The organism is Tundrisphaera lichenicola, assembly GCF_051175385.1.
Lineage (GTDB): Bacteria > Planctomycetota > Planctomycetia > Isosphaerales > Isosphaeraceae > Tundrisphaera > Tundrisphaera lichenicola.
Window position 1 is genome coordinate 26215 of the sequence record NZ_CP195106.1, and the last position, 24650, is coordinate 50864.

Sequence of the window (24650 nt, forward strand, 5' to 3'; positions counted from 1 at the left end):
GTTGCCATGGAACCTCTCCGGGAAGGCGAATCCGAACTTCCTCGATCCGGGCTCCCCTGGCCACGCGCACCGCTCCATGAATTGGACGATGCGGGGACCTTCATGGTCACCGCCGGCACATACCGTAAAGAGCCGCTCTTCTCCGATGGTCCAAAGCTTCGGATGCTTCATGCGGCCCTGCTGACAGTGGCCGACCGGCACGAGTGGCGGCTCGAAGCCTGGGCAGTCTTCCCGAACCATTACCATTTCGTGGCCGCTTCTCCCGGCGATCCCGCCACGCTGAAGGCATTCCTCCGCGAGTTGCATTCGCGGACGGCCATCGCCTTGAACCGGCGAGATCAGGCCCCCTCGCGGAAGGTCTGGCGCAACTACTGGGATACCCGCTTGACTCACCAGCGGTCCTATCTCGCCAGGCTCCATTATGTCCATCAGAATCCGGTGAAACATGGGATCGTCTCGGCCACGAACCTGTATCCCCATGGCTCGGCCGCCTGGTTCGAGAGGGCCGCATCGCCCGCCCAGGTCCGGTCCGTCTACTCGTTTCCGATCGATCGACTGAATGTCGACGATGACTTCTGAACCGCCGCCGGAGGCCTTGGAGTGCGGGAGCTTGCTCACGCTCTCGCGAGGCGGAGCTTGCTCCGCCGGGGCAGGTCCCGGCCCATTCGGAAGTGGCCCCCTCGGTGACACCGCATCGTCCGGAGCAAGCTCCGGCCCGGCAAAGCGTGAGCAAGCTCCCGCACTCCAAGGCCTCCGGCGGTTTTGCGCTTGTACACCATTCGGATCCTGTTGGCCTTGTCCGTCGGGGCATCTCGCGGTCTAATAAGCCGGGAAAGGCACCTTAGAATCGGCCCGACGAACGCAGACGGATCTTTCCCGCTTCGTCGAGGCCCGGAGGCTTTTCCCGTGCAGGATCGCATCGCCTATCAGGGGATCACGTTCGATGACGTGCTACTCGAGCCGGGTTACTCGGAGCTGCTGCCCAAGCAGGTCGACACCCGGACCCATCTGACCGCCAAGATCCCGCTGAACATCCCGATCCTGTCGAGCCCGATGGACACCGTCACCGAGGCCGAGCTGGCGATCGCCCTGGCCCAGGAAGGCGGACTGGGCGTCATCCACAAGAACATGTCGATCGAGGAGCAGGCCCGCGAGGTCGACAAGGTCAAGCGGTCCGAGAACGGCGTGATCGTCGACCCGATCACCCTGCCCCCCGGCGCCACCGTCGGGCAGGCCCGCGAGATCATGAGCGGGCACAACATCTCGGGCGTGCCGATCACCGTCAACGGCAAGCTCCGGGGGATCCTCACACGCCGAGACCTCCGATTCCTGGAGTCCAACGAACTCCGGATCGAAGAGGTCATGACCAAGGACAACCTCGTCACCGCCCCGGCCGATACCAGCCTGGAAGAGGCGGATCGGATTTTGACGAAGAATAAGGTCGAGAAACTTCTCCTGGTGGACGATGAATACCGACTGAAGGGCCTGATCACGATCAAGGATATCGACAAGCTCCACCGATACCCCCACGCCTGCAAGGATGGCCGGGGCCGGTTGCGGGTCGGTGCCGCCGTGGGCGTCTACGACTACGATCGGATCAAGGAACTCCTGAAAGCTGATGTGGATGTGTTGATCGTCGACTCGGCCCACGGGCATAGCCTGAACGTGATCGAGACCGTCCGACGGATCAAGCAGGATTTCGACATCGAAGTGGTCGCCGGCAACGTGGCGACCGCCCAGGGGACCCGCGACCTGATCGAAGCCGGGGCCGATGCCGTCAAGGTGGGGATCGGGCCGGGCTCGATCTGCACCACGCGGGTGGTCTCCGGAGTCGGGGTTCCTCAGGTCACCGCAGTCTATGAGGCCGCCAGGGCCGCCGCCGGGAGGGTGCCGATCATCGCCGACGGGGGGATCCGCTATTCCGGCGACGTGACCAAGGCGCTCGCCGCCGGGGCCCACTGCGTCATGATCGGGGGCCTCTTCGCCGGCCTGGCCGAGAGCCCGGGCGACACGATCATCTACCGGGGGCGGAGCTTCAAGACCTATCGAGGGATGGGCTCGCTCGCCGCGATGGCCAAGGGGTCGCACGAACGCTATCGCCAGGACTCGTCGAGGTCATCGGAATCCAAGTCAACCTCCTCCCAGAAGCTCGTCCCCGAGGGGGTCGAGGGCCGCGTCCCCTATAAGGGACCGCTCGCCGAATACGTCTTCCAGCTCGTCGGCGGCCTCCGGGCCGGCATGGGCTACTGCGGGACCCAGTCGATCGAGGATCTCCGGACCAAGGCCCGATTCATCCAGGTCACCGGGGCCTCGGTCCAGGAAGGCCACCCGCACGATATCGTCATCACTCAGGAAGCCCCCAATTACTCCAGTTTCTCCGGCGAAAATGAGAATGGTCGGCCGGTTTGAGTTGTTAGTGGCTAGTGGGTGGAGTGGCTAGTGAATTCTCCTTCCCTCTCCCTCCGGGAGAGGGTGGCCGAAGGCCGGGTGAGGGTCAAGACGATCGCCAAATTCAGAGATCCACTGACCACTGACCACTGACCACTATTTCGGGAAGTTTCGACCGTTCGCTGTCTGTTGCAGAAGTCCAGTCGGCCCGTCGTCTGTCGAGGACGGAAACGCATCTCCCCGAGCCCTTCGCCTTCCGGCGATCCGGGCCGGGGATTAGCCAGCAAGGAGGCGTGGCTTGCGTCGCCAAACATTGGCCTTGAGCTCGGCGCTCGCGGCGATCGGCCTCTCGGCCGCACTCGTCCCGGCGCAGCAATCGTCACCGCCCCGCTCGCCCGTCGCCTCGTCCTCGGCCGAGCAGGCCGATCCGATGCTGGCGTCGAAGGCGACCCGTTACCTGCTCCGGAATGGCATCGATTACCTGGCGTACCGCGAGTACGCGCGGGCCTTGAGCTTCTTCCGGGCCGTCGAAGCCCGCCAGGACGAGTTGACCCCCGCCGAGCTTGATTCGCTCAAGAAGGGGATCGCTCGCGCCCAGCAGGGGATCCGCGAGGCCGTCAACACGCCTCGAGTGGTCTCTCAGCCGGTCAAGGGCCGGGGGAACGTCCAGCCCGGGGCCTTCGCCCTGGCCAAGCCTTCGACTCCCGAGCCGGTCCGGCTCGCCAGCGCCGAGCTGCCGGATCCGCCGTCGATCCAGACCCCGGCCCCGATCCAGGAACCGGCCCCGATCGCCGAACCCTCGGCCTCGGGACCCCCGGTCGTCGAGCCGCAGGGCCTCGAACTCCCCTCGCTGCCCGCCCGGATGAACCTCACGCCGCGTCCGGCCCCGGCGGCCGAGCCCGCCCCGGCCCTGGAACCGGCCCCGATGCCCGAGCCCTCGGTCGATCCGACCCTGGAACTGGAGACTCCCTCCAGCTCGCCCCCGGGGCCTGCGGTTGAGCCCGCCCCGGCCCCGCTCAGGGATTCTCCCGAGGTCGTCCCGGCCGCCGTGGCCGCGGAGCCCCCGCCGCCGATCGGCCTCGAATTACCGGGCGAGTCCGGCCCCGAGCCGGCCGAACTGCCAACCGACGCCCCCGCCCCCCAGCCGATCGAGGCGGCTCCGGTGGCGCTGCCGACCGAGGCGGCCCCCGTCCCCCTGGATGGCCTGCCGACCCCGACGGACGATCTGCCGAACCTGGCGGATGGCCTGCCGACCCCGGCGGACGCTCTCCCGGCCTCGCCTTCGCCCTTGCCGGCGGAGCCGTTGCCGACCCCGTCCATGCCCGAAGATCCGGCCCCGGCCGCCGAGAATCCCCCGAGGGTGGCGCAGGCCCCGGTCGCTGACGAGGTCTCCCCGCCGGTCCCGATGCCCGCGGAACCGATCGCCATCCCCGTGGGGGAATCCTCCAAGCCCGAGGCTCCCCCGGCCCCCGAGGCTCCCCCGGCCCCCGAGGCTCCCCCGGCCCCCGAGGCTCCCCCGGCCCCCGAGGCGAACTCGCTGCCGCCCCTGCCCGACGGGGCCTCTCCGGCCACCCGGTCGGACATCGAGATGAGACTGAACCCCCGGCTCCGCCAGGAGCTCGATCGGATCGCCCAACTCCCCGGCGAGGCCGACCGTCCCGGCGAAGGGGCCGCCCCGCCGGAAGACCCCAACGCGGTCCCGACCCCGAGCCAGGGGTCGACCCGGCTCGAATTGCCCAGGCCCCCGAGCCCGACCGAGGCCCGGCCGCTCCGGCGGATCCCCGTCCCCGAGGAGTTCGTCCCGCTCGGGGCCCGCGAGTGGACCCCGAATCGGAAATACTGGTCCGCCGCCGGGACCTGCCACATGACCCTCTACTTCCAGGACCCGGTCCTCGAACGCTACGGCCAGGGCGTCGAGCAGTCGCTCGGCCCGATCGGGCGGTACTTCTCGTACCCGCTCGACGACCCTCGCCAGTCCAACCAGCGGAATCAGGTCCTCCAGCCGCTCTACTCGATCGGCAAGTTCTGCTTCCAGGTCGGCACGCTCCCCTACAAGATGCTGATGGATCCGCCCAACGAGGCCGAGTACGACCTGGGCTATTACCGGCCCGGCGACCCGATCCCGCCGGACACCATCTTCATCACCCCCACCGGGGTCGGACCGCCCCTCAAGGGTCGCAACTATTGACCGTGAGGTCCGCCCTCCCAGGTCTACGGAAAGCACCAAAACCCCCGGGATTTCCCGGGGGTTTTTCGTCGACTCCGGCCCTCCGTGAAGAACAGATGCAAATCTGACGAATTTCCTGGAATTCGGCCATTTGACCTTATGAAGGTCGTACGTTCGGTGATAGCATGGGATGGTTTGGTGGAGGCCATTCCGGCGGAACCGGAGAGACACCCTGGCGCGGCATGATATCGAGCAGAGCCGGGTCTGTGCGGAGGCGAGGATTGATGCAAAATGTCGAGGGGGCTGCGGCTTGGGGTGAGGACTGGCACGCCGAGCGGGCGACGCTGGGCCGGCACTTCCTGAGGGACATGGAAGGTCTCTGGCATCAGATCCTGAAGCTGGCGGCGGTCGTCGAGACGACGCTCAATACCAGCGTTCGGGCCCTCTGCGACGGCCGGGCCGACCTCGCCGCCGACGTCAAGTCCGAGGAACAGTCGATCGACCGCTGGGAAGTCCAGATCGAGCGCGATTGCCTCAAAGTCCTGGCGCTCCACCAGCCGGTGGCCTCCGACCTGAGGCGGGTCGCGGCGATCCTCCGGATCAACAGCGACCTGGAACGGATGGCCGACCTGGCCCGGCACATCGCCAAGCGGGCCCGCAAGCTCACCGAGGAACCGATCGGCCGCGCCCTCCCGCGCAACCTGGAAGTCATGGCCTCCGAGGCCATGGATCAGGTCCGAGAGAGCCTCGACGCCCTGACCCAGGGGGATGTCACCCTGGCCCGCGCCGTGATCGCCAACGACCGAAAGGTCGACCGGCATCGCCGATCCGTCGTCGAGGAACTCAAGCAGGCCATCCGGGACGACCCCGACCACCTCGACGGCTGGCTCCGCCTGATCAACGCCACCCGGAACCTCGAACGGGTCGCCGACCACGCCACCAACATCGCCGAGGCCGTCATCTATCTCAAGGAAGGTGACATCATCCGGCACGACACCTCGACCGGCCGCTTCTCCAAGCCCATGAGCTGAAGCTAGACCGGATCGGATCGGACTCAGATCCGGCCCGCCCGGAGACCCCGGATCGCTTCCAGGCCCCTCCGGGCCTCGGCGTGGTCCGGGTCGGCCCGGAGGACCTCCCGGAGCGTCCGCTCGGCGCTCCCCAGATCCTCCCCTTCCAGCAGGTAGGACCAGCCCAGGAGCATCCTCGGGTCGGTCGAGCCGGGCTCCCGCTCGATCAATTGGCGGAGGACATCACGCGCCTGGGGAAACTCCTCGCGGGCCAGGTGGGCCTGCGCCCGGAGCAGGAGCAACGGGCTCCCCGACGACTCGGGGGATAGCTCCCGGAGCCGCTCGATCGCCCGGTCCAGGTCATCCCACCGGGCCTGGTTCAGGTAAAGCTCGCCCAGCCCCAGCCACGCCGCCGAGGTGTCGGGCCGATCGTCCAGCGCGAGCCGCCATTGCCGCTCGGCCTCGTCGAGCCGGCCTTCTCGGTAGCGGACCGAGGCCAGGTTGACCCGAGCCCGCCAGCCCCGGACCGATTCATACGTGCCGATCAGCCGCTCCTCGCCATCCGTCGACGAATCCAGGAGGGTCCCGAACGCCTCCCCCGCCGTCCCGAGGTCCCCCTCGCCCATCGCGAGGCACCCCGACTCGAACAGCAGGATCGAGTCGCCCGGGTGTCGGCTCAAACCCTCCCGGACGACCCGTCGGGCCCGGGCCGATTCCCCCCGCTCGCGATAGCCCCGGGCGAGCATCCCGTAGATTTGCCGGCTCATCAGGCCGGTGGCCCCGGGCAGCCCGAGCGCCCGGAGGAACAACCCTTCGGCGACCGGGAACCGCTCCTCGAAGTTCCCTCGGCCGAGCTGGAACAGGGCCCAGGGGTCGTCCGGGTTGTCCTCGACATCGCGAGCCATCAGCCGTAGATTTCGCTCGTACTTCCGTCGGGTCTGCTCGGCCGTCTGGTAGCCCGAGTGGCGGATCACGACCCCGGAGTCGCGGAACGCGGCCCCCCGGACCCGCCAGGCGTCGAGAATCTGTTCGTGGATCCGGTATCGCCAGCGGACCGCCTCGATGTTCCGGAAGAGGCGGGGCTGGGTGACCGAGAGCTGATCCCGACCGTGGATCGACGAGTCCGAAGCCTGCTGCATCAGGTAGACGGTCTCGTCGTCGCCCAGGCTCGCGAACAACCCCCGGAGCCGCCCCCGAGCCTCGTCATCCAGCCACTCATCGGCGTCGAGCCAGAAGACCCACCCCCCCTCGGCCCGTCGGAGTGACTCGTTCCGTGCCTCCGAGAAGCTGTCGAGCCAGGGAAACTCGATCACCCGAGCCCCGCGCCCCCGCGCGATCTCGCGGGTCGAGTCGGTCGAGCCCGTGTCCACCACGACGACGTCATCGACCAGATCCACCGCCGACCCCAGGCACCGGTCCAGGTGATCCGCCTCGTCCCGGACGATCATGGCCAGCGAGACCATCGGCCTCATGCGGCGACCTCCTCAAAACCCGACCGACCCACCCGCGCGGATGGTACGGGAGCCACGCCGAGGGATCAAGGCGGATCGATCCCCAGGCGGCACGATCTCCCGACACGCGGCCTTGATGGTCCCTCAGGATGAAGCGTAAACACGGATCGTCATGGTATTGTGCTCGCGATTCGTGCCAGCATCTCGACCGACCCGCTCGACCCTCAACCCTTCGAGGCCTTCGACCTTGCTGCCGGGACATTCCTGAGAACATGCCTCCGGTTCAGCGGGAAGACGGGCCGTTCCTCCTGTTCGGCGCATTCGGCGATGCTGCCGAATTCCCCGAGCGGGACCCGAACTGCTTCCTTGAATACGATCCAGCTCACATCCTCGGAATAGGGCCAGCTTGTTAACGAACCCTCGTAGGCAAACCAGACTTTCCGATCGGCAGCATCGGGGATAAATTCCCCCGGATCGAGCTTGTGCTCCAGCTGGCAGTTCGAGGCTCCTCCCTGGCTCTTTTGCTGACTCAATAGTCGATTCAACTCCGTCAAGGATTTCTTCACGCCCGCTTTTGCGTGAGGGACGATGAACACGGCGATCACGAGCTTATCCGCCTTGGCGTCGGGGTCACTCGCGGCCGAGTGGAGCAGGTGCGCCTCGTAGGGCTGCGGGTTGACGCTGTCGATCTTGTGCTCCGCGGGGGCATGGATGTGAATCTTTCGGATGATCCATCGACGGCCCCCCACCGTGATGGACCAACGCGTGTCATCCTCCCCCGGCGAAGGCTTGCTGAACTCGAAGTTGTCACCCTTGAACAGGCCGTCCAGCTCTCCGTCGTAGTCGAATTTCAGATAATCGTGCCCGAATACAACCGGGACGGAGTCCGCCGTCAGGATCTGGATAGGCGACTGCTGATAGCCGAGAACTTGCATGGGGGGCTCCGCGTGGGGGGGCAAAACGAGTCGGCGTAAGTTAGCCTGAAGATCGATCAACAGCAATCAAAAAGGTCGCGCAACCTCGGATCGGCGAGACGATCCATGTGCTGCATGTTTTCGGGAGAAATCAAGCAACCAGAGGTCGCTCACCCGAGGAACGGCCATTTCAGCCGGTTGACGGCCGATATGCTGCTCGACTCCCTGAAGAGGCTCTAACACGAAGTCACGATCCAGATCAGATTGCACAGGCCGGGGGAGCCGTTTCAGGAGGTCGGATTCGGAGTTTGAGTGAAGATATTTAGGCTTTATAAAATTGTTGTTGTGTCAGGGCGGCCGGAACCCCGAGATCAAGCTTGATCTCCATGTCCTAGATTAGGCTTATATCGCCCTCCCAGATTCGGATCTGCTACGATAAAGCGAACTCCTCTCTTTAACTCGGGGTGGTGCCATGCTTACCCTCGCGATCTTGATGGTCCTCGCCCAGGATCCCCAGCCCGCTGCCGCCCAGGTCGCCGACCCCGGCTGGCCGACTGGCGCGGCCCAGATCTTCAACCACCCCGGCCGGCTTGGTTGGCACGAAAAGTCCGGCCGCTGGACCTCCGATTACCGGGGGAAGATTCCCGCCGACGTCTTCGAGCAGTTCGTCAAACTGGAGACCTACAAGCGGATCGTCCTCCATGACCCCCGCGAATCACTCGGCTGGAGCTTCACAACCTGGCAGACCAAGATCTGGGAGAGTGCTCCCGGGACGCCCGATATCCCGGTCAAATTCGGAGAGACGATCGCCCAGATTGATCTCTACGGCGAGGCACCCCCGACGAAGGACATGATCGTCGTCGACCGCCGGATGCGCGGGCACGCTCCGGGGAATGTCCTCGAAGGGGATCTCACCGACACGGAGGGCAGGCCGCTGGTGGGTAAGGTGATCCTGCAGGACAACGCAAGTTGCCGGACGGCACCTTATACGGTCGCGCAGACGGAGACCGATGCCAAGGGGCATTGGGTACTCAGGCATGCCACCCCATCCACCTACCGCGTGATCGCCGAGGCCGAAGGCCATTTGCCCCGCGTCGTCGACTACCTCACGCTCGACGACGAGCCGCAATACAAGCCCATCGATTGCGTCCTCGCCCGCCCGGTTCCCGTCTCCGGGCGTGTCACCGACGACGCAGGCCATCCTTTCCCCGGTGGCAGGGTCTATATCCGCGAGGTTATGCTCGATTCGGGGGACGTCTACGAGTCTCCCGAAGAATTCACGGCTGAGGTCGACACGAACGGGCTTTTTGTCGGCGAAGTCCCGGCCGGCAAGGCGACCGTTTGGCCGTATTGTCAAGGATGGTGTTCGCCGATCTTGTCGATCAAGTCCCCGGCATCAGGCATCGCCCTGAAATTCGTCCGCACCTCCGAAGTCCGCGTCACGGTGGAATTCCCGGGCCAGCCGGTCGACCAATACCGGATCAGCATCGAACCCGACGGGGAGAAGGTCGCCGGGATGCATGACCAGTGGGCGCACGCCTACGAGAACCGGAAGACGTTCCACGACGTGCAGCCCGGGAGGTACATCATCCGGGGCCGCCCCGAATCGGACGAGGGCGGAGAGGTTTCCACCCTGGTCGAACTGAAGAGCGGCAAGAAGGTGGATGTGGTGCTGAGGGCGAGATGAGGGGCGTCGCTCGCGGCTCATACCGCCTTGAGCGATCCGCCCGCCGGTCAAGCTCGGGAGCCACCGCTTGGATGAACCGCTTTCGACCGGGCTCAATCCCACGCTCCGGCAGTTGATGATCCTCGTCATCTGGGCCGGGCTCCTCAGCGCCGCGACCCGGGCGGTCCTCCAATGGCGGCTCTTCGGCGATCGGCCGGAGATCCTCTGCATGATCGTCCCGATCCATCTCGGGGTCTACCCGATGCCCGCGCTGGCGATCCTGCTGTGGGCGTTCGACCGCCCGGGCAAGGTCCGCGATTGGTACCGCTCCTCCTGCATGATCGGGGCGAATCTCGCCTCGGGAGGCCTGTTCCTGCTCCAGGATCCGACCTGCTACGCCCTCACCGGCAAGCCAACCCAGCATTTCCCCATGGCCTTGTTCTTGGGCCCCATCTGCCTGCTGGCGGGCTGGCATCAATGGCGAGCGGCCCGCCCCCGCGTGTGCCCCTCCTGTGGCCTCAAGTCGGTCATCCCGATCGCCCATCCCGCCCGGCCCCGGTCCAAACGGTTGGTCAACTCGGGGAAACGAGGATGGTGCGCGAGTTGCGGGGCCACCTTCGAGAGGATGGGCAAAGGGGCATGGCAGTTGCCCGGTCCGGCAGCCTGACCCACCCCGAGAAGCCGCATCGCCTGGCCTGACGCGATTCGGACTCTCCCTATGAGATGAACTTGACCCCGATTTTGCACCGTCTGAAATCCAGGGCAAGAACCTGTTCAGCCATGGCCAGCTTGTTGCCCATTTTCATGGGTTTCGGGTGTCTCCAAAATGCGGCATGTGGGCTGATGCCGAGTTCCCCCTGTAAATCTCGACGCCGGGGATTGACAGACCTCCTAAGATAATAGCAATCGCGCATGCTACCGATTGTACAGATGTTCGATTCACTACCTGCGGCCAATGCCCTCCTTGGCCGCTAGATGCCCCGCGGCGATTCTTCGTCGGTTAGTTGTGCGATCTGTCGTGCGAATAGGGCCCGGATCGCCATTGGCCGAGATCCCGTGGTCGTCCTGTTCCTCTAAACTCCCGGAGGGAATCTCCCATGCGCATCATGCGTCCATCCGATTCCGCGCCCGCGAATCATCCGCCTAGGCCCGGCTTCACGCTGATCGAACTCCTCGTGGTGATCGCCATCATCGCCGTCCTCATCGCCCTGCTGCTCCCCGCCGTCCAGGCCGCGAGAGAGGCGGCGAGGCGGGCCCAGTGCATCAACAATCTGAAGCAGCTCGGGCTCGCCATGCAGAATTACCACGACACCATCAACACGCTCCCGATCGGCCGGCAGAACGCTCCCCGGCGGACGTGGGCCTTCTCGATCCTGACGACCATGGAGGGGACGACCCTCTTCAACGCGATCAACTTCTCGACCGACTTCTATCAGCCCCAGAACACGACCGCGATCCTGGTGAACCTCAAGACGTTCGACTGTCCCTCCGACCCGGGTGGCACGAACATCGAGGAACCGACCTCCCCGTACCCTCGGGCCAAGGCCGATTACATGGTCAACTACGGGAATACCTGCTGGCACCAGGATGGCTCGCGCCCGGGCCAGGCCCCCGGCCACACCCCCTTCATCCCCGAATCGACCCTGGCCCAGGTCCCCCCGCCCTACACGACGGCGATCTACCAGCCCGGCCCGTTCACGAGCGACAAGTCGTACGGCCTGCGCGACTTCACGGATGGCACGAGCAACACCGTGTTGATGAGCGAGGTCAAGATCGGTGTCAATCAGGGCACCAGCTCCGACCACCGGGGCGACGTCTACAACGACGACCGGTGCTGCTTCGAGTTCTACACCTACTCCCCGCCGAACGCCAAGACCTATGACCAGATCGAAGGAGGGTTTTGCCTCTATCCCAACGGCACCAACCCGCCGTGCGTCAACGTGAACTTGACTTCGTTCAGCGCCGCGAGGAGCTTCCATCCGGGCGGGGTGAACGTCGCGATGGGAGACGGCAGCGTCAAGTTCATCAAGGACTCCGTCGCCGTCAACATCTGGCGGGCGCTCGGGAGCATAGGCGGAGGCGAGATCATCTCCGGCGATTCCTACTGATCTCCTTCCTTGAGCGTCGAGAGGATGGGACTCCCGACGCTCGGCCTCCTTCCGGCGGGCGGGCTTGAGGCCCTCCGGGGACTGGACATCGGATCGGTCCTCGGGTGCCGCGAGCCTGCACCCCCCCGACAAGCCATCCGGGACCTGGGAATTTAACGCCAAATCGAGAGGAATCATGACGCTCAAAGTCAAGCGAGCCTGCTTATCGGTGTTGCTCCTCCTCGTTTTCGTCCTCGGTTGCGGCAGCGGCCAGGCCGAGGTCAAAGTGGACCCCGAATTGGCGAAGAAGCCATTTCCGAAAGCCGGGGGACGCCAGGTTCCCTGACGGGGCGGCGCCTACGCGTATCTCGTCCCCACGACCCATGGCCGCGAGGGGTTTTACAGCACGATTCGGGGCTCCCCTCCACGCCATCGCCCTGGAGCGGCCGCACGTCCTTACCCCGCCGACGCGGTCTGAGCCGACAGGATCCCTGCCCCTCCCAAGCGGAGGGGCAGGGTTGCCCTTGCCTTCCTGGAATGAGCGTGATCCGAGCCGCTCCTCTTTCCGCATCCTCGACCATCGGGCGTTTTTTCGGACAGTCCGGCAACTGGGGAGAATCGGGGAAGGCCATCGCCGCACCGAAGCAAGCGATCGATCAAATCACGCGACGATATTCACAGTCGAACGAGCGGGCGAATGATGAGTCATGACCGCCAGGGAGCGATCGAGGGGGAACCGGGCTCCGGCAACGTCTTCGCCGACTTGGGGCTGGAGGACGCCGACGAACGATTCGCGCGAGCCCAGCTCGGTTTCCACGTCCATCAGTTGATCTCGAAGCGAAAGCTCAAGCAGCGCGAAATCGCCGCGCTGCTCGGCATCAAACAGCCCGAGGTCTCCCACCTGATGAACGGCCATTTCAGCCTGCTCACGGCCGATAAGCTGCTCGACTTCCTGAAACGACTCGACCAGAAAGTCACGATCCAGATCAGTCCGCACAGGCCGGGGGAGCCGTTTCAGGAGGTCGGATTCGGAATCTGAAATGAGATGATTCAATCTAATGTAATTGTTGCTATGTCTTGGCGATGGAAACCCTAGGTCAGGCGTGATCCTCAAATCACATACTAGGCTTGATTGTTGATCGATTCGTTCGCATTTGCCGGTAGAGAAACCAAAAAATCGAGGCCTGACACCTCAGGCCTCCGCGGACGAACCCACCGGATTCACCCGGCGAATGCTCATTAATTAAATCCAGTTGACAGGTCAAGGATTTTTGAAATGCATTTGGGTTTTTCCAAATCGTCATCTTCGACATAAGTGCGAAGTAAATGCCCGATTTCCGTTAATTTTTTGGGCAAAGTATCCAACATGGGCTCCGAAATTTTTCCTGCCAGTTTACCGCGACCGATCGCGAAGCACGAAAAACGGTAATCAGTTGCATCAGCTACTATAAACTCAGGAGGCTCGCTCGGATATTTGACCGACAATAGCATTTTTATCCATATTTTTCGCAATATAATTGCACAGTCTGAATCAAATAAAATCCGTCGTTTCGTGGCTGTAACTTTACGTGGGTTTTTTGAAGAAGATACCGACTCGGTCGCCACCGATAATTCAATCCAATGCATGTTGTCAACTTCGGTGATCGTTATGGCCCACTCAGGCTCGAAAGCAGGCAAGCAAACCATTCTGGCGATATAATTGCTTTTATCGGAATCAATTCCTAGAATATCAACTAGTGTTGAATTGTAGTCGTTGGTGGATTTGTCTTCGTTGAGATGGCCGTTCTCGGGTATTAAGTGGTCTTGCCCAATCGCATTGTTTGTACATATTTTGAGCAAGATAAGTAATGCAATTAAATGCTTGGTTGAATTGCAGTAAATGATTCTAGGCATGCTACTGTTTTCCTATATGGGAGACAGAAAACCGGTGTCAGATCAGATATTCGGGTGAGAATGGGTCGTGACTCAAGCCGAAAGTTTCATTTCGAGTTTCCCGATCGATACACTGGATCCGAGGATCTTCGGGAAATCAAGGACCGAATCCGGCCCCAAAGGTCCATAATTTCTTGATTGCAGCTGTGTTGATTCTTGTCACCGCGAACTTGTGGTTAGCTTTCATGTTTGCATGTCATTGTCTCTTGGAATAATTCAGTTCTGAACGTGTGCACTTCGCGCGACCGAATCCGGGCTGGGCTTCGACTTCAATCCCGCCGTATTGACGGCGATCACTCGGTAGATGTGCTTGTGGCCGGGTTCGGCCCGGGTGTCGATGAATTGGAGCGGGACGAGGGGTTGTGTCGGGGTGTCGCTGTATTGCAGATTCTGGAAAATCGGGCGGCCGAATGGGTTTTTGGCCTGCTCGGGGACGTTGGCCAGGAACTGACCGTCCCGCTCGATGAGGAAGCCGGCGAGTCCGCTTTCGAGGTCGGCCTCGGCTTCCCAACTCAACGCGTTGCCGATCAGGCTCACGTTCGTGGGTGCGGGCGGGGGCGTCTCGTCGGTCACGGCGGTGTCCTTGACGTACTGCATCCACGAGCGGGCGAGGGCCTCGTTCGGCAGCCATGTCGCTTTCAACGGGTCATCGGCGAAGGCCGGGGCGGGGACGGCCTCGGTGCCGGTGATGGGGGCTAGCCAGGCCTGGTCGGTCGGCAGGTCCTTCAGCGGATCGGTGGAGACGTCCGGCAGGCGGGCGGTCAGGCAGGCGTCGAGCCACGGGATCGCCAGGTATCGCTGGTTGCCGCACTCGTGCGCGGTCAGGGGATCGACGGCCAGGCCGATGAGTCCGCCCTTGCCCCGGACCTCGGTGAAAAAGGCCTCGTTGGCCGGCCAGACTCCGGCGAAGCGTCCGTCCTTGACGGTCACGCCTTCCTGCGTGCCCAGGTTGCACATCACGGGCACCTTGAGCGCGGCGTCGGGCAGGGTGTGGGCCCGGATCGAGGCTCGCTCGGGATCGGCCTTCAGCAGCGGCACGCCGGATCGGAGCCAGGCGGCGGCGACTCGTCCCGGATGCAGGAGTACCATGCCACCCGCCCAATGACCGCCACCGCTATGTCCCCAGAGGGCCCACGGCACCCCGGCCAACTCGGGATGGCCGGACTTCTCGCCGAGATCGACCAGGCCTTTTTGGAACGCGGCACCCGATCCATGACGCGGATCGCACCACATCTGGCAATCCGCCTTCTCGGGCTGCTCGTAGGCCGGGGACAGCAAGGCGCAGTCGTGCTTCTTCGCCAGCGCTTGCCAGTGCAGGTCGTAAGCCCCGGTCAGGCCCGACTTGCACGAGCCCTCGCCGCACCCGTGCTGATGCACGATCACCCCGCGGAGCGTCTTCACGCCCTCCGGAATCCAGATCGTGTAGTTGACGGGATAAACAAGTTCGCCCGGCTCGGTCGAAGCCTCGTACCGGACCCGGTAGTACGGCGGCTCGGCCGTCGGGAAGACGTCATACGGCGGCTGCTGGGCCAGGAGCGTCGTCGGCAGGGCCAGCAGGAACGCGGCGATCCGACACACCCCGAAGTTTGTTCGACGAATCATGGGGAAATGTCCTGATGAAAATCGGGGCGATGGGTCGGGATTCCGCCGTGCTCGATCCGGCCCGCCAGATCGAGATGCTCTGGGGCTGATTGGCGTCGAGCGTCGGCTATTGTAGGTGATCTTGATGTCGAAGGGCCAGCGTGGTCAGTCCTGGTTCGGGCATCTCCGCGCTCCCCTCGCCGGTCCTCGCCGCCGGGGTCTCTCAGGAGTTCGGGATGGCGGCGAGGCCCTGGGAGCGTCGGCAGTCGGCGAGTCTTCGATTCAGGAACTCCCGATCGGTGTTGGCGGTCGTCCATCTCAGGGCCTCCCGCCAGGCTTGCTCGGCCTCGGCGTGCCGACCGAGTCGGGAGTGGAACTCGCCGATCACCGCGTGCCAGCCGGGATAGCGGGCGGGGAGGTTTTCCGGGGCGACGGAGGCCAGGCGGTCGAGCCCGGCTTGCGGGCCGTTCAGGTAGGATTCGGCGACGGCTCGGTTGAGCGCGTGGATCGGCGACGGTGCCATGCGGTCGAGCGCATCGTAGCATTCGGCGATCCTCCGCCAGTCGGTCTCCGCGACGGTCGAGGCCCGGCAGTGCTCCCAGGCGATGCCCGCTTCGATGTGATAACGCGTCAGGTCGTCCCCCTCGGCGGACCGGGCGAGCCACCCCATGCCTCGCGCACGTCGTCCCAGTTCCAGGCGGATCGATCCTGCTGCTCGAACAGGACTATGCCGCCGTCGAGGGCGACCCTCGCGTCGAATCGGGCCGCGTGGAAGCACATCAGGGCGAGCAGGGCATGGACCGCCGGGGCATCGCCGACGGGATGGTCGGCCAGCATCCGGGCCAGCCGCCGGGCCTCGTCGCAGAGGTCGCGACGTATCGGCGTGTCAGCATGGGTGGCGTGGCAGCCCTGGCTGAACAGGAGGTAGATGACCGAGAGCACCGCGTCCAGCCGGGCTCGAAGCTGGGGGGCGGCCGGGGCCTCGAAATCGACGCCCAGGTCGCGCAGGCGATCCCGGGCCCGCTCGATACGCTTCTGGACGTTGGCCTCGGTCGTGAGCAGCCCCCGGGCGATCTCGGCGGTGTTGAATCCGCAGAGCGCCCGGAGCGCGAAGGCGACGCGCGACTCGACCGGCACGGCCTCATGGCAACTCACGAAGAGGAGTCGGAGCGGCTCGTCGCCGATCTCGTCGGCGAAATGGACCTCGGGCGGCCCCGATTCCCGACCGGCCTCGCCCGCCAGGTGCGGCAACGCCCGGGCGAGGGTTTGCTCCCTCCGCCAGGCGTCGATCGCGAGATTCCGGGCGGTCCGGTAGAGCCAGCCGGCCGGGTCTTCGGGGACCCCGCGCCTCGACCAGGTCTCCAGGGCCTGCACGAGCGAGGCCTGCGCGATGTCCTCGGCCAGGTCGAGCCGCTGAACGCCGAGCGACCGGGTCAGCACGGCGACGAGTCGGCCGAACTCGTGGCGAAAGAAGTGCTCCACCAGCTCGCCCGGCTCATTCATGCGTAGCCGCCCAGTTCGCGGATCTCGATCACGTTGTCCCCCGGACACTCCCGAGCGATGGCCACCGCAGCCTCGTAGTCGTCGGCCTGGATCAGGCTGAAGCTGGCGACGAATTCCTTGGCCTCGACGTACGGGCCGTCGGTCACGATCCCCGACCTGACGAGCCGACCGCCCGGTTTCAAACCATCGCCGCCGGGCAGGATCGACGTGTTGAACTTCTGCATCCAGGCGTACCACCGGCCACCCAGTTCCTGCATTTCCTCGGGAGACGGCCGGGACTGGGGATCGGTGGAGTGGCGGAAGATGAACAGGTATTTCGGCATGAGACGGCTCTCCCATTCGGTTTCAGGTGCCTGGACCGGGGCCCATTCCCTCGGCTCTCCGGTGGTTCAACGATTGAGGTTTGACCGTTCGGACACCCCCGCAGATTATTTTTCGAGGGCCGGTCGCCGTGGCCCATCAGAGCGCCACGTAATCCGGGAAAGCCGCATTGGCCGGCGGCCAAGGTCGTCATCCTGGACCCGCCGGACTCAGGCTAAGGGGTCGAAGGCCGCGAGGCCAGATCTTGTTTTGAACTAATCTATGACGTTTGTCATTGATGGGCGGGGCCGGACCTGTTACGATTGTCGATCGTCGGAAATCCCCCGTTTCCCCGCGAGTGATTGCGATGACGACTGTCACCTGCCGGTGCGGACGACGCTTGAGGTTGGAGCGGATTCCGCCGGGCAAGAGCGGGCGGTGCCCGATTTGTGGGGAGTCGGTCCAGGTCCCCGAGGTGCCGGTCGCCGCACCGATGGAAGAAGATGAATGGAACTGGGAAGGGAGCTATGGCGTGGCCCCCCAGTTCTCCCAGGAGGTCGTCCCCCCCCAGGACACGGAATGGAAATGGGAGGGCGTCTATGAGGTCACCGACGCTCCCCCACCTCCGATCGTGGTGAAGCCGCCCGCGCCTCCGCCAAAGGAGCCGGAGCCGATCGCGCCGGAACCCTGGTTCCCTCCGCGGTTGCTCTACCCGGGTCGGGGGGTGGAGGGGGTGGCGATCGCTTCGGCGATCGGCGGGATGCTCTGGCTGATGGGGACGCTGGTCCCGGAGTATTGCATCGGCTTGATGGCCGACGCCGAGGGCCTGGGGGCCTTGCCGATGGGGCATCTGGTGTCGATCGTCACGGCCATGCCGGTCTTGTTGCTGGCCCCGCTGGTCGCGACGTACTGGCTCCAGTATCTCGGCCGGGTCCTGGTCAGCTCGGCCGAGGGGGAGCGGAACCCGCCGAGGCCGCCGGATCGGAACGTCGACGGGGTCCTGGGCGGGATGGCCTCGTGGGTGATCTGGGTGGCGTTGGGACTCTCCGTCGGAATGCTCCCTCTGGCGATGGGCGGCCTGGGGACGGCCTGGAACCCGGAACGGACGATTGGGCTCGGGCTGGCCGGACTGCCTTATGCGCTCATGGCGTTGCTGCTCACCTTCCTCCACGACGACGACTTCGCCGCGAGCCCGTGGAGGGTGATCGGGGGATTGCTGCGCGTCGGCCCGTCGTTCCTGATCCTCTCGCTGGTCGTGGCGGCGACGCTCGGCGCGGGGGCGATGGCCTTCGTCGGGGTCCTCCGGCTCCGGGAGGGGTATTTCAGCCTTTATATCGCCCTGAGCCTGGGGTGCTGGATCCTCCTGGTCTGGCTGACGCTCGTCGCGATGCAGACCCTGGGCTCGTACTTCTACGCCCGGAAGGACCGGATGAAGTGGCGACGGGCTCGCCCCTGGTGGGAGGTCGGCTGAGGTCGCCCCATTGGTGGATCGCCGAGCCCGACCATTCTGCTATCCTGGGGGGAGTGACAGCAATTCCCCCCGAGAGGAGCGGTGGATATGGAGCCGATCTCCCGCCGAGATGCGATCCGCGTCGGGCTTGCCGGGATCACCCTGGGGTCGACGGCCGGCCGGACCTCGGGTGCCATCCCGCAGCCCGCCGAATTCAACGAGCCGCCTCGCCCCTACCTCACTCCGGGAGACGACTTCACGGACGTCAGCCGAGGCAACCCGATCCCTCACACCCTGGAGGGGGAGGCCCTGGTCCGGGCTCGGCTGACCCCCGAGACCTGGCGACTGGAAGTCGCGGCCGAGGGGAAGGCCGAGGTCGGTCGACCGCTCCGGCTCGAAGACGGGACCGCGATCGATCTCCCGAGCCTGATGAAACTGGGCGAGTCGAAGGGCGTGATGTTCCTCAAGGCGATGCAGTGCAACAACATCGCCCTGCCGCTGGGCCAGGGGCTCTGGGAGGGCGTGCCGCTCCGCGACATCCTCCGATTAACCGGCCGGATGAAGGACGTCCGGCGCGTCTATTACTGGGGATTCCACAACGACGACCCGAAGCAGATGTTCCGATCATCCTTGGCCATCAACCAGGTCCTGGACACGCCGCCCGGAGAACTCCCGCCGTTCGTCGCCTATCGGCTGAACGGAGGGCCGATCCCCCTGGAACGTGGCGGGCCGGTCCGGATGGTCGTCCCCTGGGCCCACGGCTTCAAGTCGGTCAAGTGGCTCCAGCAGGTCCGCCTGTCGAACGACTACCAGGCGAATGACACCTATGCCCTGGCGAACAACGACCCGGAATCCTACCTGAAGACCGCAGCCTATCTCGACGATGCTGAGGAAGCGACCTATCCCGCCGGCCAGGACGTGGTGATCCGAGGGACGTCGATGGTCGGCTGGCCGGGGCTCGAACGGGTCGAATACTGGGTGAGGCCCGCGCCCGAGTCCGTCGGAGAGCTGAAGGAAGACGACCCGGCCTGGGCAACCGCCGATTGGCGAGCCTGCCGGCTCGATCCCCCGCCCGCCGACCTGAGCGTCGAGCTACCCCCCGGAGTCGACCCCGCCCGGATCTCGGGTTTCGGGAAGGACGGTCGGCCGAAGGAGTGGCCGATCCGATTCAGCATCGCGCCCTGGTCCGCCCGACTCGAAGCCCTGAAGCCGGGGCTCTACGAATTCCGGGCCCGGACCGTCGACCGGAACGGTTTCGCGCAGCCCGAGCCCCGGCCGTTCGCCCAGCGGTCCGGCGTGAATGGAATCCAGATCAAGCGTCTCCGGATCACCTAGATTCGAGGCACGATCAAGAGGAGGGCCCGGAACCCGAGACGATTCCCGACCCTCCGTCGGCGATCATCGACCATGTCCCGAGGTCAGAGTGCCGAGAGATCGACGGCCACCAGACGCGACCCCTTCTTCATCCCGTAGGCCTCGACCATCTTGGAGGTCAGCGGCATTTGCAGGCTCCCCTGCGGCGCCAGGCTGATCCCCAGGAGATAGTGGGGCGGCTCGTCGGGCTTGGCCTCGCCGCCCACCAGCGCGAATCCGTTGAGGAGCATCGGCGAGGCGTTGTCGACCTGGAGCTTGTAGGTCGTCCCGCCATCCAGGCTCCCTCGACCCTTGATCAACCGGGCGCGGACCAGTCGCCCGAGCAGCCCCTCGGTCAACTGCTCGCCGAACTCCTTCAGGTCCTGCTTCCCCTCGGCGTCCAGCGGCACCGGCAAGCTGAACTTGCCCATCGACTTCCAGCCACGATGCCCGTCGCTCTCGGCCACCCGAACCAACGCCTCGGGGTGATCCGACTCCCCCACGATCTGCACCTTGCAGCCCACCGAGGGGCCGCTCGGCGCCGAGGGCACCCCCGAGCCCGGCTTCAGGCCCAGGATCGGCCCGGCGTGCAGCGTCTTCTCCAGCCGGGTCGCCAACGCCTCATGCGGCGACTCCCCCGCCACCACCTCCACGAAGAGCTGTCCCGACTCCCCCTCGGGCAGGTCCTCGATCCGATCGGCCAGCTGGCGGGCCAGGGCCAGCTCCTGGGCGTTGACCCAGCCGGAGGTCAGCTGCGAGATCGTGGCCCAATCGAGCTCGTCGGCCAGGTTCCAGAGGACCATCTGCGAGATGGCCTCGGGGGCCTTGTCGAGGGCCAGGCGTCGGAGGGCCTTCTGGACCTTGGGGTCGTCGTTGATCTGGGCGATGTCGCCGATCAGGAGCGGCTCGCCGGCCTGGGGGAGCCGGACGCCGGTCTCGGGGGAGGGGGGATCGAGGCTGACCAGGCGGGTAGAGAGGCGTCGGGTCTGGCCGGGCTTGAGCGTGGCATCGGGCAGGCCGGTGGGCGGGACCGAGCGGAAGCCGCCCCCCATGCCCCCCATCATGCCACCTCGGCCGCCCATGCCGCCCATGCCGCCCATCATCCCGCCGCCCATACCCATCATGCCCATCATGAGCGAGGCCGGATCCCAGCTTTCGACCGGCTCGACCAGCCGCATGATCAGGCGGCTGAGGGTCATCATCCCCATGGTCGGCGGCATGGTCAGCATCATGCCGCCGCCCATGCCACCTCGGCCGCCCATGCCGCCCATGCCACCACGCATGCCGCCCATGCCACCGCCCATGCCACCCATGCCGCCACCTCGGCCACCTCGGCCACCTCGGCCTCCGCCACCCCGACCGCCGAAGCCGCCGAACTGTCCGGACTGGCCCGTGGCGATCAGGCCAGGCGGGAGGATGACCCGGAGCTTGCCGCTGGTGTGGTTGGTGACGTTGATGGACATCGTCCCGTCGCCCACTCCTTCGGCCCGGGCGGTGACGACCCCGTCACGCATGGCTTCGAGCAGGCCGACCCTGGGGGGTTCGGGCGAGGGATTGGGGCTCGGGCTGGTCGGCTCGCCGGCGGAGGCCGAACCGATCGGGATCAGGACGCAGAGGCTGGCGAACCACGTTCGCGGGGGGATGGGCCAGTTCATGCCGTTATCCTTTCTTCGGATCCGGGGGGATGGGAGACGGCCGTCGGGATGGCCCCGATCGGATGATCGAAATCAGTCCGTCAATCCCTTGGGAAAGTGGAACGGATGAGAGGGCATCCGGCGTTAGGGCGCATCGCGATCGCTGCCGCAAGGTCGAGCGGCGGTCTCGGATGCACCGGGATCGATCCGATTCCATCGGAGGCCAGGCGCGGGGCGGAGTCCGGGTCGATCGCGACTCGTGGACTTCGTGCGGACCCTCGATGGGGCGGATCGTCGGGAGGCCGGCTAGCAGAGGAGCCGGAGGGCCTGACCCGGGAGGGTTTCGCGAGAGGGGAGGCGCGAGAGGGGCGGTCGGGTCGATCCCGGGCAGGGCCGAAGCTCGGCCGGGGACCTGGCGAGTCGGGGTTGCTCGCCGGCCCCGCTCCACTTGAGGCTGTCGGACCGCGAGCGGAGGGACGTTGGAGGAGCGACCGGCGTGAATCGGAGGCGACTCGGCCGGATCGGGTCCACGGGGCTCATCGAGCGGATCGGCGAGGTCGGTTCGATCCCCGAGGCCGACGCGGGCGGGAGAAAGATCGCGCGGACGACCAGCAAGATCAGGAGGATGGGAAGCCGCCCGGATTTCACCGATCTACCTCGGAATTCACCCGGATCGAGTGACTGATTTCCATGGATCTTTCCCCGATGCGCGGCGAGAATCGGGACACCGGAGGAGGAGTCCTCGACGAGCCTTCACCCGGGCTGCACTTGCGTTACCGGGCACATATTCTCAGATAGCGTTTTTGGGGTGACCTTCGGCCCGTCCGAACGGGCATTTTTCGGGAGATTCATCCCGGACGATCGCACCTCCGGCCGATCGGGAGGGGACAACGATGGACGATCCCTGGCCCGAGACGCGCGTCCCCGAGGAGGAGGATCCGACCCGGGTGGCTCACGGGCCGGGCGATTCGGCCACGGTCGACGACGCGGCGCCGGGTCGATCGGTCGAGGTTCAGCTTCCCTCGATCCCCGGCTTCGAGATCCTGGGCCTGCTCGGGGGCGGGGGGATGGGCGTGGTCTATCAGGCCCGCGAGGTCGACCGCGGCCGGATGGTGGCCCTGAAGCTCATCCGGGGGGAACTGGCCGCGAACGGGGCCTGGTTGCGCCGGTTCCAGACGGAGGCGGTCTCGATGGCCCGGCTGGTCCACCCGAATATCTTGAAGATCCACAAGATGGGCCAGCTTGATGCGTTGGCCTATCTGATCCTGGAGTTCATGCCCGGCGGGAGCCTGGCGGCGAAGATCGGCGGGCGGCCCCAGCCGATCGGCTGGTCGGCCCGGACCGCGGTCTCGATCGCGGCGGCGCTGGGCCACATGCACCAGCGGGGCGTCCTCCATCGGGACCTGAAGCCGGCGAATGTTTTGATCGATGAGCAGGGCCGGCCCAAGGTCGCGGATTTCGGGCTTGCCCTGCGGTTGCCGATGCCCGCCGAGGAAGAGGAGCAATGGAGGGCAAGCTGCACGATCAGCACCATCCGGTTCCGGCTCGTCGGCGAGGCCGGAGGCCCCGCCTCATCGGTCCCTGGCGAGACTCCTTCGTGGCGGGAAGGCCCGACTCCGGGAACCGTGGTCTTCGAGACGGAGGCCGGCAGCGTCCTGGGCACGCCCAGCTACATGTCGCCCGAGCAGGCGAACTGCGAGTCCTGGATCGTCGGAGATCGGTCCGACGTCTATGCGCTGGGGGCCATCCTCCACGAGATGCTGCTGGGTCGCCCGCCGTTCCGGGGTCGGACGGCCCTGGAGACGCTGGCTCGCGCGGCCCGGGGCGGGGTCGAGCCGGTCCGTCGGTCGCGTCCCGAGATCCCTCCCGAACTGGAGGCGATCTGTTCCCGGTGCCTCGAACCGGGGTTGCATCGACGACCCACCGCGATGGAAGTGGTGGACGATCTCCGCCGGTTCCTCGCGGCCGGGGGCGGTCGCGACGAGGCCGAAGTCCCCATGCCGACCGTCGAGGCGAGCCCGGACGTGCCGCCGACTCGCGGAGAGTCGATCTTCCGGACCTTCTGGCGACGGATCATTAAGGCATGATTGTTTTACTTAAACTGATGTGCAGTTAACCAATGGAATGGTTGTCGTTCAAGACCGCCAGGTGGACGAACCGGCGATCGAACTCGAGGAACCCGGCGGCGTCGTAGAGGCGGCGGGCCGGGCGGTTCCGGTCGTCCACGGCCAGCTCCAGGCGCGGGACGTGGGGGCGGGCCTGGTCCAGGGCGTAGGCCAGCGCGGATCGCCCGAGGCCCCGGCCCCGGGCCTGGGGGGACAGGCCGAGGTAGGCGACCTCCCAGGCGGGTCGGTCGGGGACCTCCGAGAGGAGCAGGACGGCACGCGCCTCGGGCTCGCCCGGGAGGGTGCCGACCCTCCATCGAGTCGGGTCGAACCGGCCGGCCGCCCGGTGGCTGGCCATCACGTCGTCGAGCGAGCGGATCCCCTCCAGCTCGGGCATGTCCAGGCTCCCGAGGTAGGTCGTCTGGAGCACTTCGCGGAATTCGGCCTCGGTTTCCTCCCCGAAGGGCCTCCAGTCGAAGGCGGGGCGATTGACTTCGAGGGATCGCGCGATCGGCCGGGTGGTCTCGCGATGCATGTAGGTCAGGGCGGTCACGCGGGGCAGGCCCCCCCGGATCAGGTCGCTCGCCGCCGTCCTCGGGGCCGAGGCGTCCACCAGGGCCTGGGCGATCCGATAGCCCTTCTCTCGCAAGTCGTTCAAAGCATTGCGGATCAGGCTTGCCGCCAGGGCCGCGCGGCCCCAGGAGGGGCCGACTTCCGGCGACCAGATCGCCGCCGCCCTCCCGGCCAGCGATTGGGTGAGCAAGGTCCCCACGATCCGCCCCCGGCGACGGGCCACCCAGAGGCCCGAAAGGTCAATCCGCCCCGCCTCGGCCTCGGCCAGGGCGTCGAGGATCAGGCGGGGGCGAAGGGTCGCCGGTACCCGCCGGTAGAGGACCTCCAATGCCTCGCGCCGCCAGTCCGGCGGGCAGGGGGAAATCAGGCGATTGGCACCGCTCATGCTCATGAGGTAGGTGGCGAGGTCGGGGATGGGGCCTCCTTCATCGATTCAGGTCCTCCCGGGAGGGTTCCGATCTCCTCGATCGGGGGCCGCCGACCGGAATCCGAGGATGCCCGGATTGGTCGATGCATGCAGATGGGCTCGGGCCGGA

The 24650-nt window shown here is 65.8% G+C and carries 22 protein-coding genes; 12 read left to right on the forward strand and 10 right to left on the reverse strand.

The annotated features are described in order from the left end of the window. The first annotated feature begins 6 nt into the window (after nt 1-6). The 4 genes from P12x_RS00095 (at nt 7) to phoU (ending at nt 5586) form a co-directional block, all read left to right on the forward strand. On the forward strand, nt 7-579 hold the full coding sequence (locus tag P12x_RS00095; protein ID WP_435008752.1) for an REP-associated tyrosine transposase: 573 nt from the start codon (nt 7-9) through the stop codon (nt 577-579). Nucleotides 580-906: 327 nt separating this feature from the next. Further along, on the forward strand, nt 907-2409 hold the full coding sequence (guaB, locus tag P12x_RS00100) for an IMP dehydrogenase (protein ID WP_435008753.1): 1503 nt from the start codon (nt 907-909) through the stop codon (nt 2407-2409). A 277-nt stretch (nt 2410-2686) separates the two neighbouring features. Next, nucleotides 2687-4576 carry a hypothetical protein gene (locus tag P12x_RS00105; RefSeq protein ID WP_435008755.1) on the forward strand — a complete coding sequence of 630 codons (1890 nt, stop codon included), beginning with the start codon at nt 2687-2689 and terminating at the stop codon, nt 4574-4576. 263 nt (nt 4577-4839) lie between these two features. Further along, a complete protein-coding gene (gene phoU / locus P12x_RS00110) occupies nt 4840-5586 on the forward strand; it encodes a phosphate signaling complex protein PhoU (RefSeq protein WP_435008756.1) in 747 nt (248 codons plus the stop codon). A 23-nt stretch (nt 5587-5609) separates the two neighbouring features. On the opposite strand, the gene P12x_RS00115 is transcribed toward phoU, so the two are convergent. Further along, nucleotides 5610-7037 (reverse strand): tetratricopeptide repeat-containing glycosyltransferase family 2 protein, encoded by a 1428-nt coding sequence (locus P12x_RS00115; protein WP_435008758.1) that lies wholly within the window; start codon nt 7035-7037, stop codon nt 5610-5612. 203 nt (nt 7038-7240) lie between these two features. Beyond that, nucleotides 7241-7951, reverse strand: a complete 711-nt coding sequence (locus tag P12x_RS00120; RefSeq protein WP_435008759.1) for a carbonic anhydrase family protein — start codon at nt 7949-7951, stop codon at nt 7241-7243. A 451-nt stretch (nt 7952-8402) separates the two neighbouring features. Here P12x_RS00120 and P12x_RS00125 point away from each other — a divergent pair, with 451 nt between their 5' ends. From P12x_RS00125 to P12x_RS00145, 5 genes are all read left to right on the forward strand, one after another. Continuing rightward, nucleotides 8403-9617 carry a carboxypeptidase-like regulatory domain-containing protein gene (locus tag P12x_RS00125; protein ID WP_435008760.1) on the forward strand — a complete coding sequence of 405 codons (1215 nt, stop codon included), beginning with the start codon at nt 8403-8405 and terminating at the stop codon, nt 9615-9617. A gap of 67 nt (nt 9618-9684) precedes the next feature. After that, the gene (locus P12x_RS00130) at nt 9685-10263 is read left to right on the forward strand and encodes a hypothetical protein (RefSeq protein WP_435008762.1); all 579 of its coding nucleotides are present in this window, start codon (nt 9685-9687) and stop codon (nt 10261-10263) included. 430 nt (nt 10264-10693) lie between these two features. Next, the gene (locus P12x_RS00135) at nt 10694-11704 is read left to right on the forward strand and encodes a DUF1559 domain-containing protein (protein ID WP_435008764.1); all 1011 of its coding nucleotides are present in this window, start codon (nt 10694-10696) and stop codon (nt 11702-11704) included. A 175-nt stretch (nt 11705-11879) separates the two neighbouring features. Continuing rightward, nucleotides 11880-12029: a hypothetical protein gene (locus tag P12x_RS00140; RefSeq protein ID WP_435008766.1), complete on the forward strand. Its 150-nt coding sequence runs from the start codon at nt 11880-11882 to the stop codon at nt 12027-12029. A gap of 351 nt (nt 12030-12380) precedes the next feature. Further along, nucleotides 12381-12722 (forward strand): helix-turn-helix domain-containing protein, encoded by a 342-nt coding sequence (locus P12x_RS00145; RefSeq protein ID WP_435008767.1) that lies wholly within the window; start codon nt 12381-12383, stop codon nt 12720-12722. A 200-nt stretch (nt 12723-12922) separates the two neighbouring features. Here P12x_RS00145 and P12x_RS00150 read toward each other — a convergent pair whose 3' ends face one another. The 5 genes from P12x_RS00150 to P12x_RS00170 form a co-directional block, all read right to left on the reverse strand. Continuing rightward, nucleotides 12923-13576: a hypothetical protein gene (locus P12x_RS00150; protein ID WP_435008768.1), complete on the reverse strand. Its 654-nt coding sequence runs from the start codon at nt 13574-13576 to the stop codon at nt 12923-12925. Between the two features lie 255 nt (nt 13577-13831). Continuing rightward, nucleotides 13832-15217 (reverse strand): hypothetical protein, encoded by a 1386-nt coding sequence (locus P12x_RS00155; RefSeq protein WP_435008769.1) that lies wholly within the window; start codon nt 15215-15217, stop codon nt 13832-13834. Between the two features lie 202 nt (nt 15218-15419). Further along, nucleotides 15420-15866, reverse strand: coding sequence for a hypothetical protein (locus P12x_RS00160; protein ID WP_435008770.1), 447 nt, complete (start codon nt 15864-15866; stop codon nt 15420-15422). Beyond that, nucleotides 15827-16699 (reverse strand): RNA polymerase sigma factor, encoded by an 873-nt coding sequence (locus tag P12x_RS00165; RefSeq protein WP_435008771.1) that lies wholly within the window; start codon nt 16697-16699, stop codon nt 15827-15829. Before P12x_RS00165 ends, P12x_RS00160 begins: the two co-directional genes overlap by 40 nt. Continuing rightward, on the reverse strand, nt 16696-17022 hold the full coding sequence (locus P12x_RS00170) for a YciI family protein (RefSeq protein ID WP_435008772.1): 327 nt from the start codon (nt 17020-17022) through the stop codon (nt 16696-16698). Before P12x_RS00170 ends, P12x_RS00165 begins: the two co-directional genes overlap by 4 nt. A 344-nt stretch (nt 17023-17366) precedes the next feature. Here P12x_RS00170 and P12x_RS00175 point away from each other — a divergent pair, with 344 nt between their 5' ends. Together P12x_RS00175 and P12x_RS00180 are read left to right on the forward strand one after the other, a co-directional pair. After that, the gene (locus P12x_RS00175; RefSeq protein ID WP_435008773.1) at nt 17367-18470 is read left to right on the forward strand and encodes a hypothetical protein; all 1104 of its coding nucleotides are present in this window, start codon (nt 17367-17369) and stop codon (nt 18468-18470) included. Nucleotides 18471-18557: 87 nt separating this feature from the next. Then, nucleotides 18558-19784, forward strand: a complete 1227-nt coding sequence (locus P12x_RS00180; protein ID WP_435008775.1) for a molybdopterin-dependent oxidoreductase — start codon at nt 18558-18560, stop codon at nt 19782-19784. An 83-nt stretch (nt 19785-19867) separates the two neighbouring features. Here P12x_RS00180 and P12x_RS00185 read toward each other — a convergent pair whose 3' ends face one another. Together P12x_RS00185 and P12x_RS00190 are read right to left on the reverse strand one after the other, a co-directional pair. Beyond that, on the reverse strand, nt 19868-21457 hold the full coding sequence (locus tag P12x_RS00185) for a hypothetical protein (protein WP_435008777.1): 1590 nt from the start codon (nt 21455-21457) through the stop codon (nt 19868-19870). 285 nt (nt 21458-21742) lie between these two features. After that, nucleotides 21743-22084, reverse strand: a complete 342-nt coding sequence (locus P12x_RS00190; protein WP_435008778.1) for a hypothetical protein — start codon at nt 22082-22084, stop codon at nt 21743-21745. A 245-nt stretch (nt 22085-22329) separates the two neighbouring features. On the opposite strand from P12x_RS00190, the gene P12x_RS00195 reads away from it, so the two are divergent. Further along, entirely contained in the window at nt 22330-23523 is a 1194-nt protein-coding gene (locus P12x_RS00195) for a serine/threonine-protein kinase (RefSeq protein WP_435008779.1), read from the forward strand. Between the two features lie 25 nt (nt 23524-23548). Here the strand turns inward: P12x_RS00195 and P12x_RS00200 are convergent, their stop codons facing one another. Then, complete coding sequence (locus P12x_RS00200) at nt 23549-24505, reverse strand: GNAT family N-acetyltransferase (protein WP_435008780.1); 957 nt, start codon at nt 24503-24505, stop codon at nt 23549-23551. Nucleotides 24506-24650: the final 145 nt, after the last annotated feature.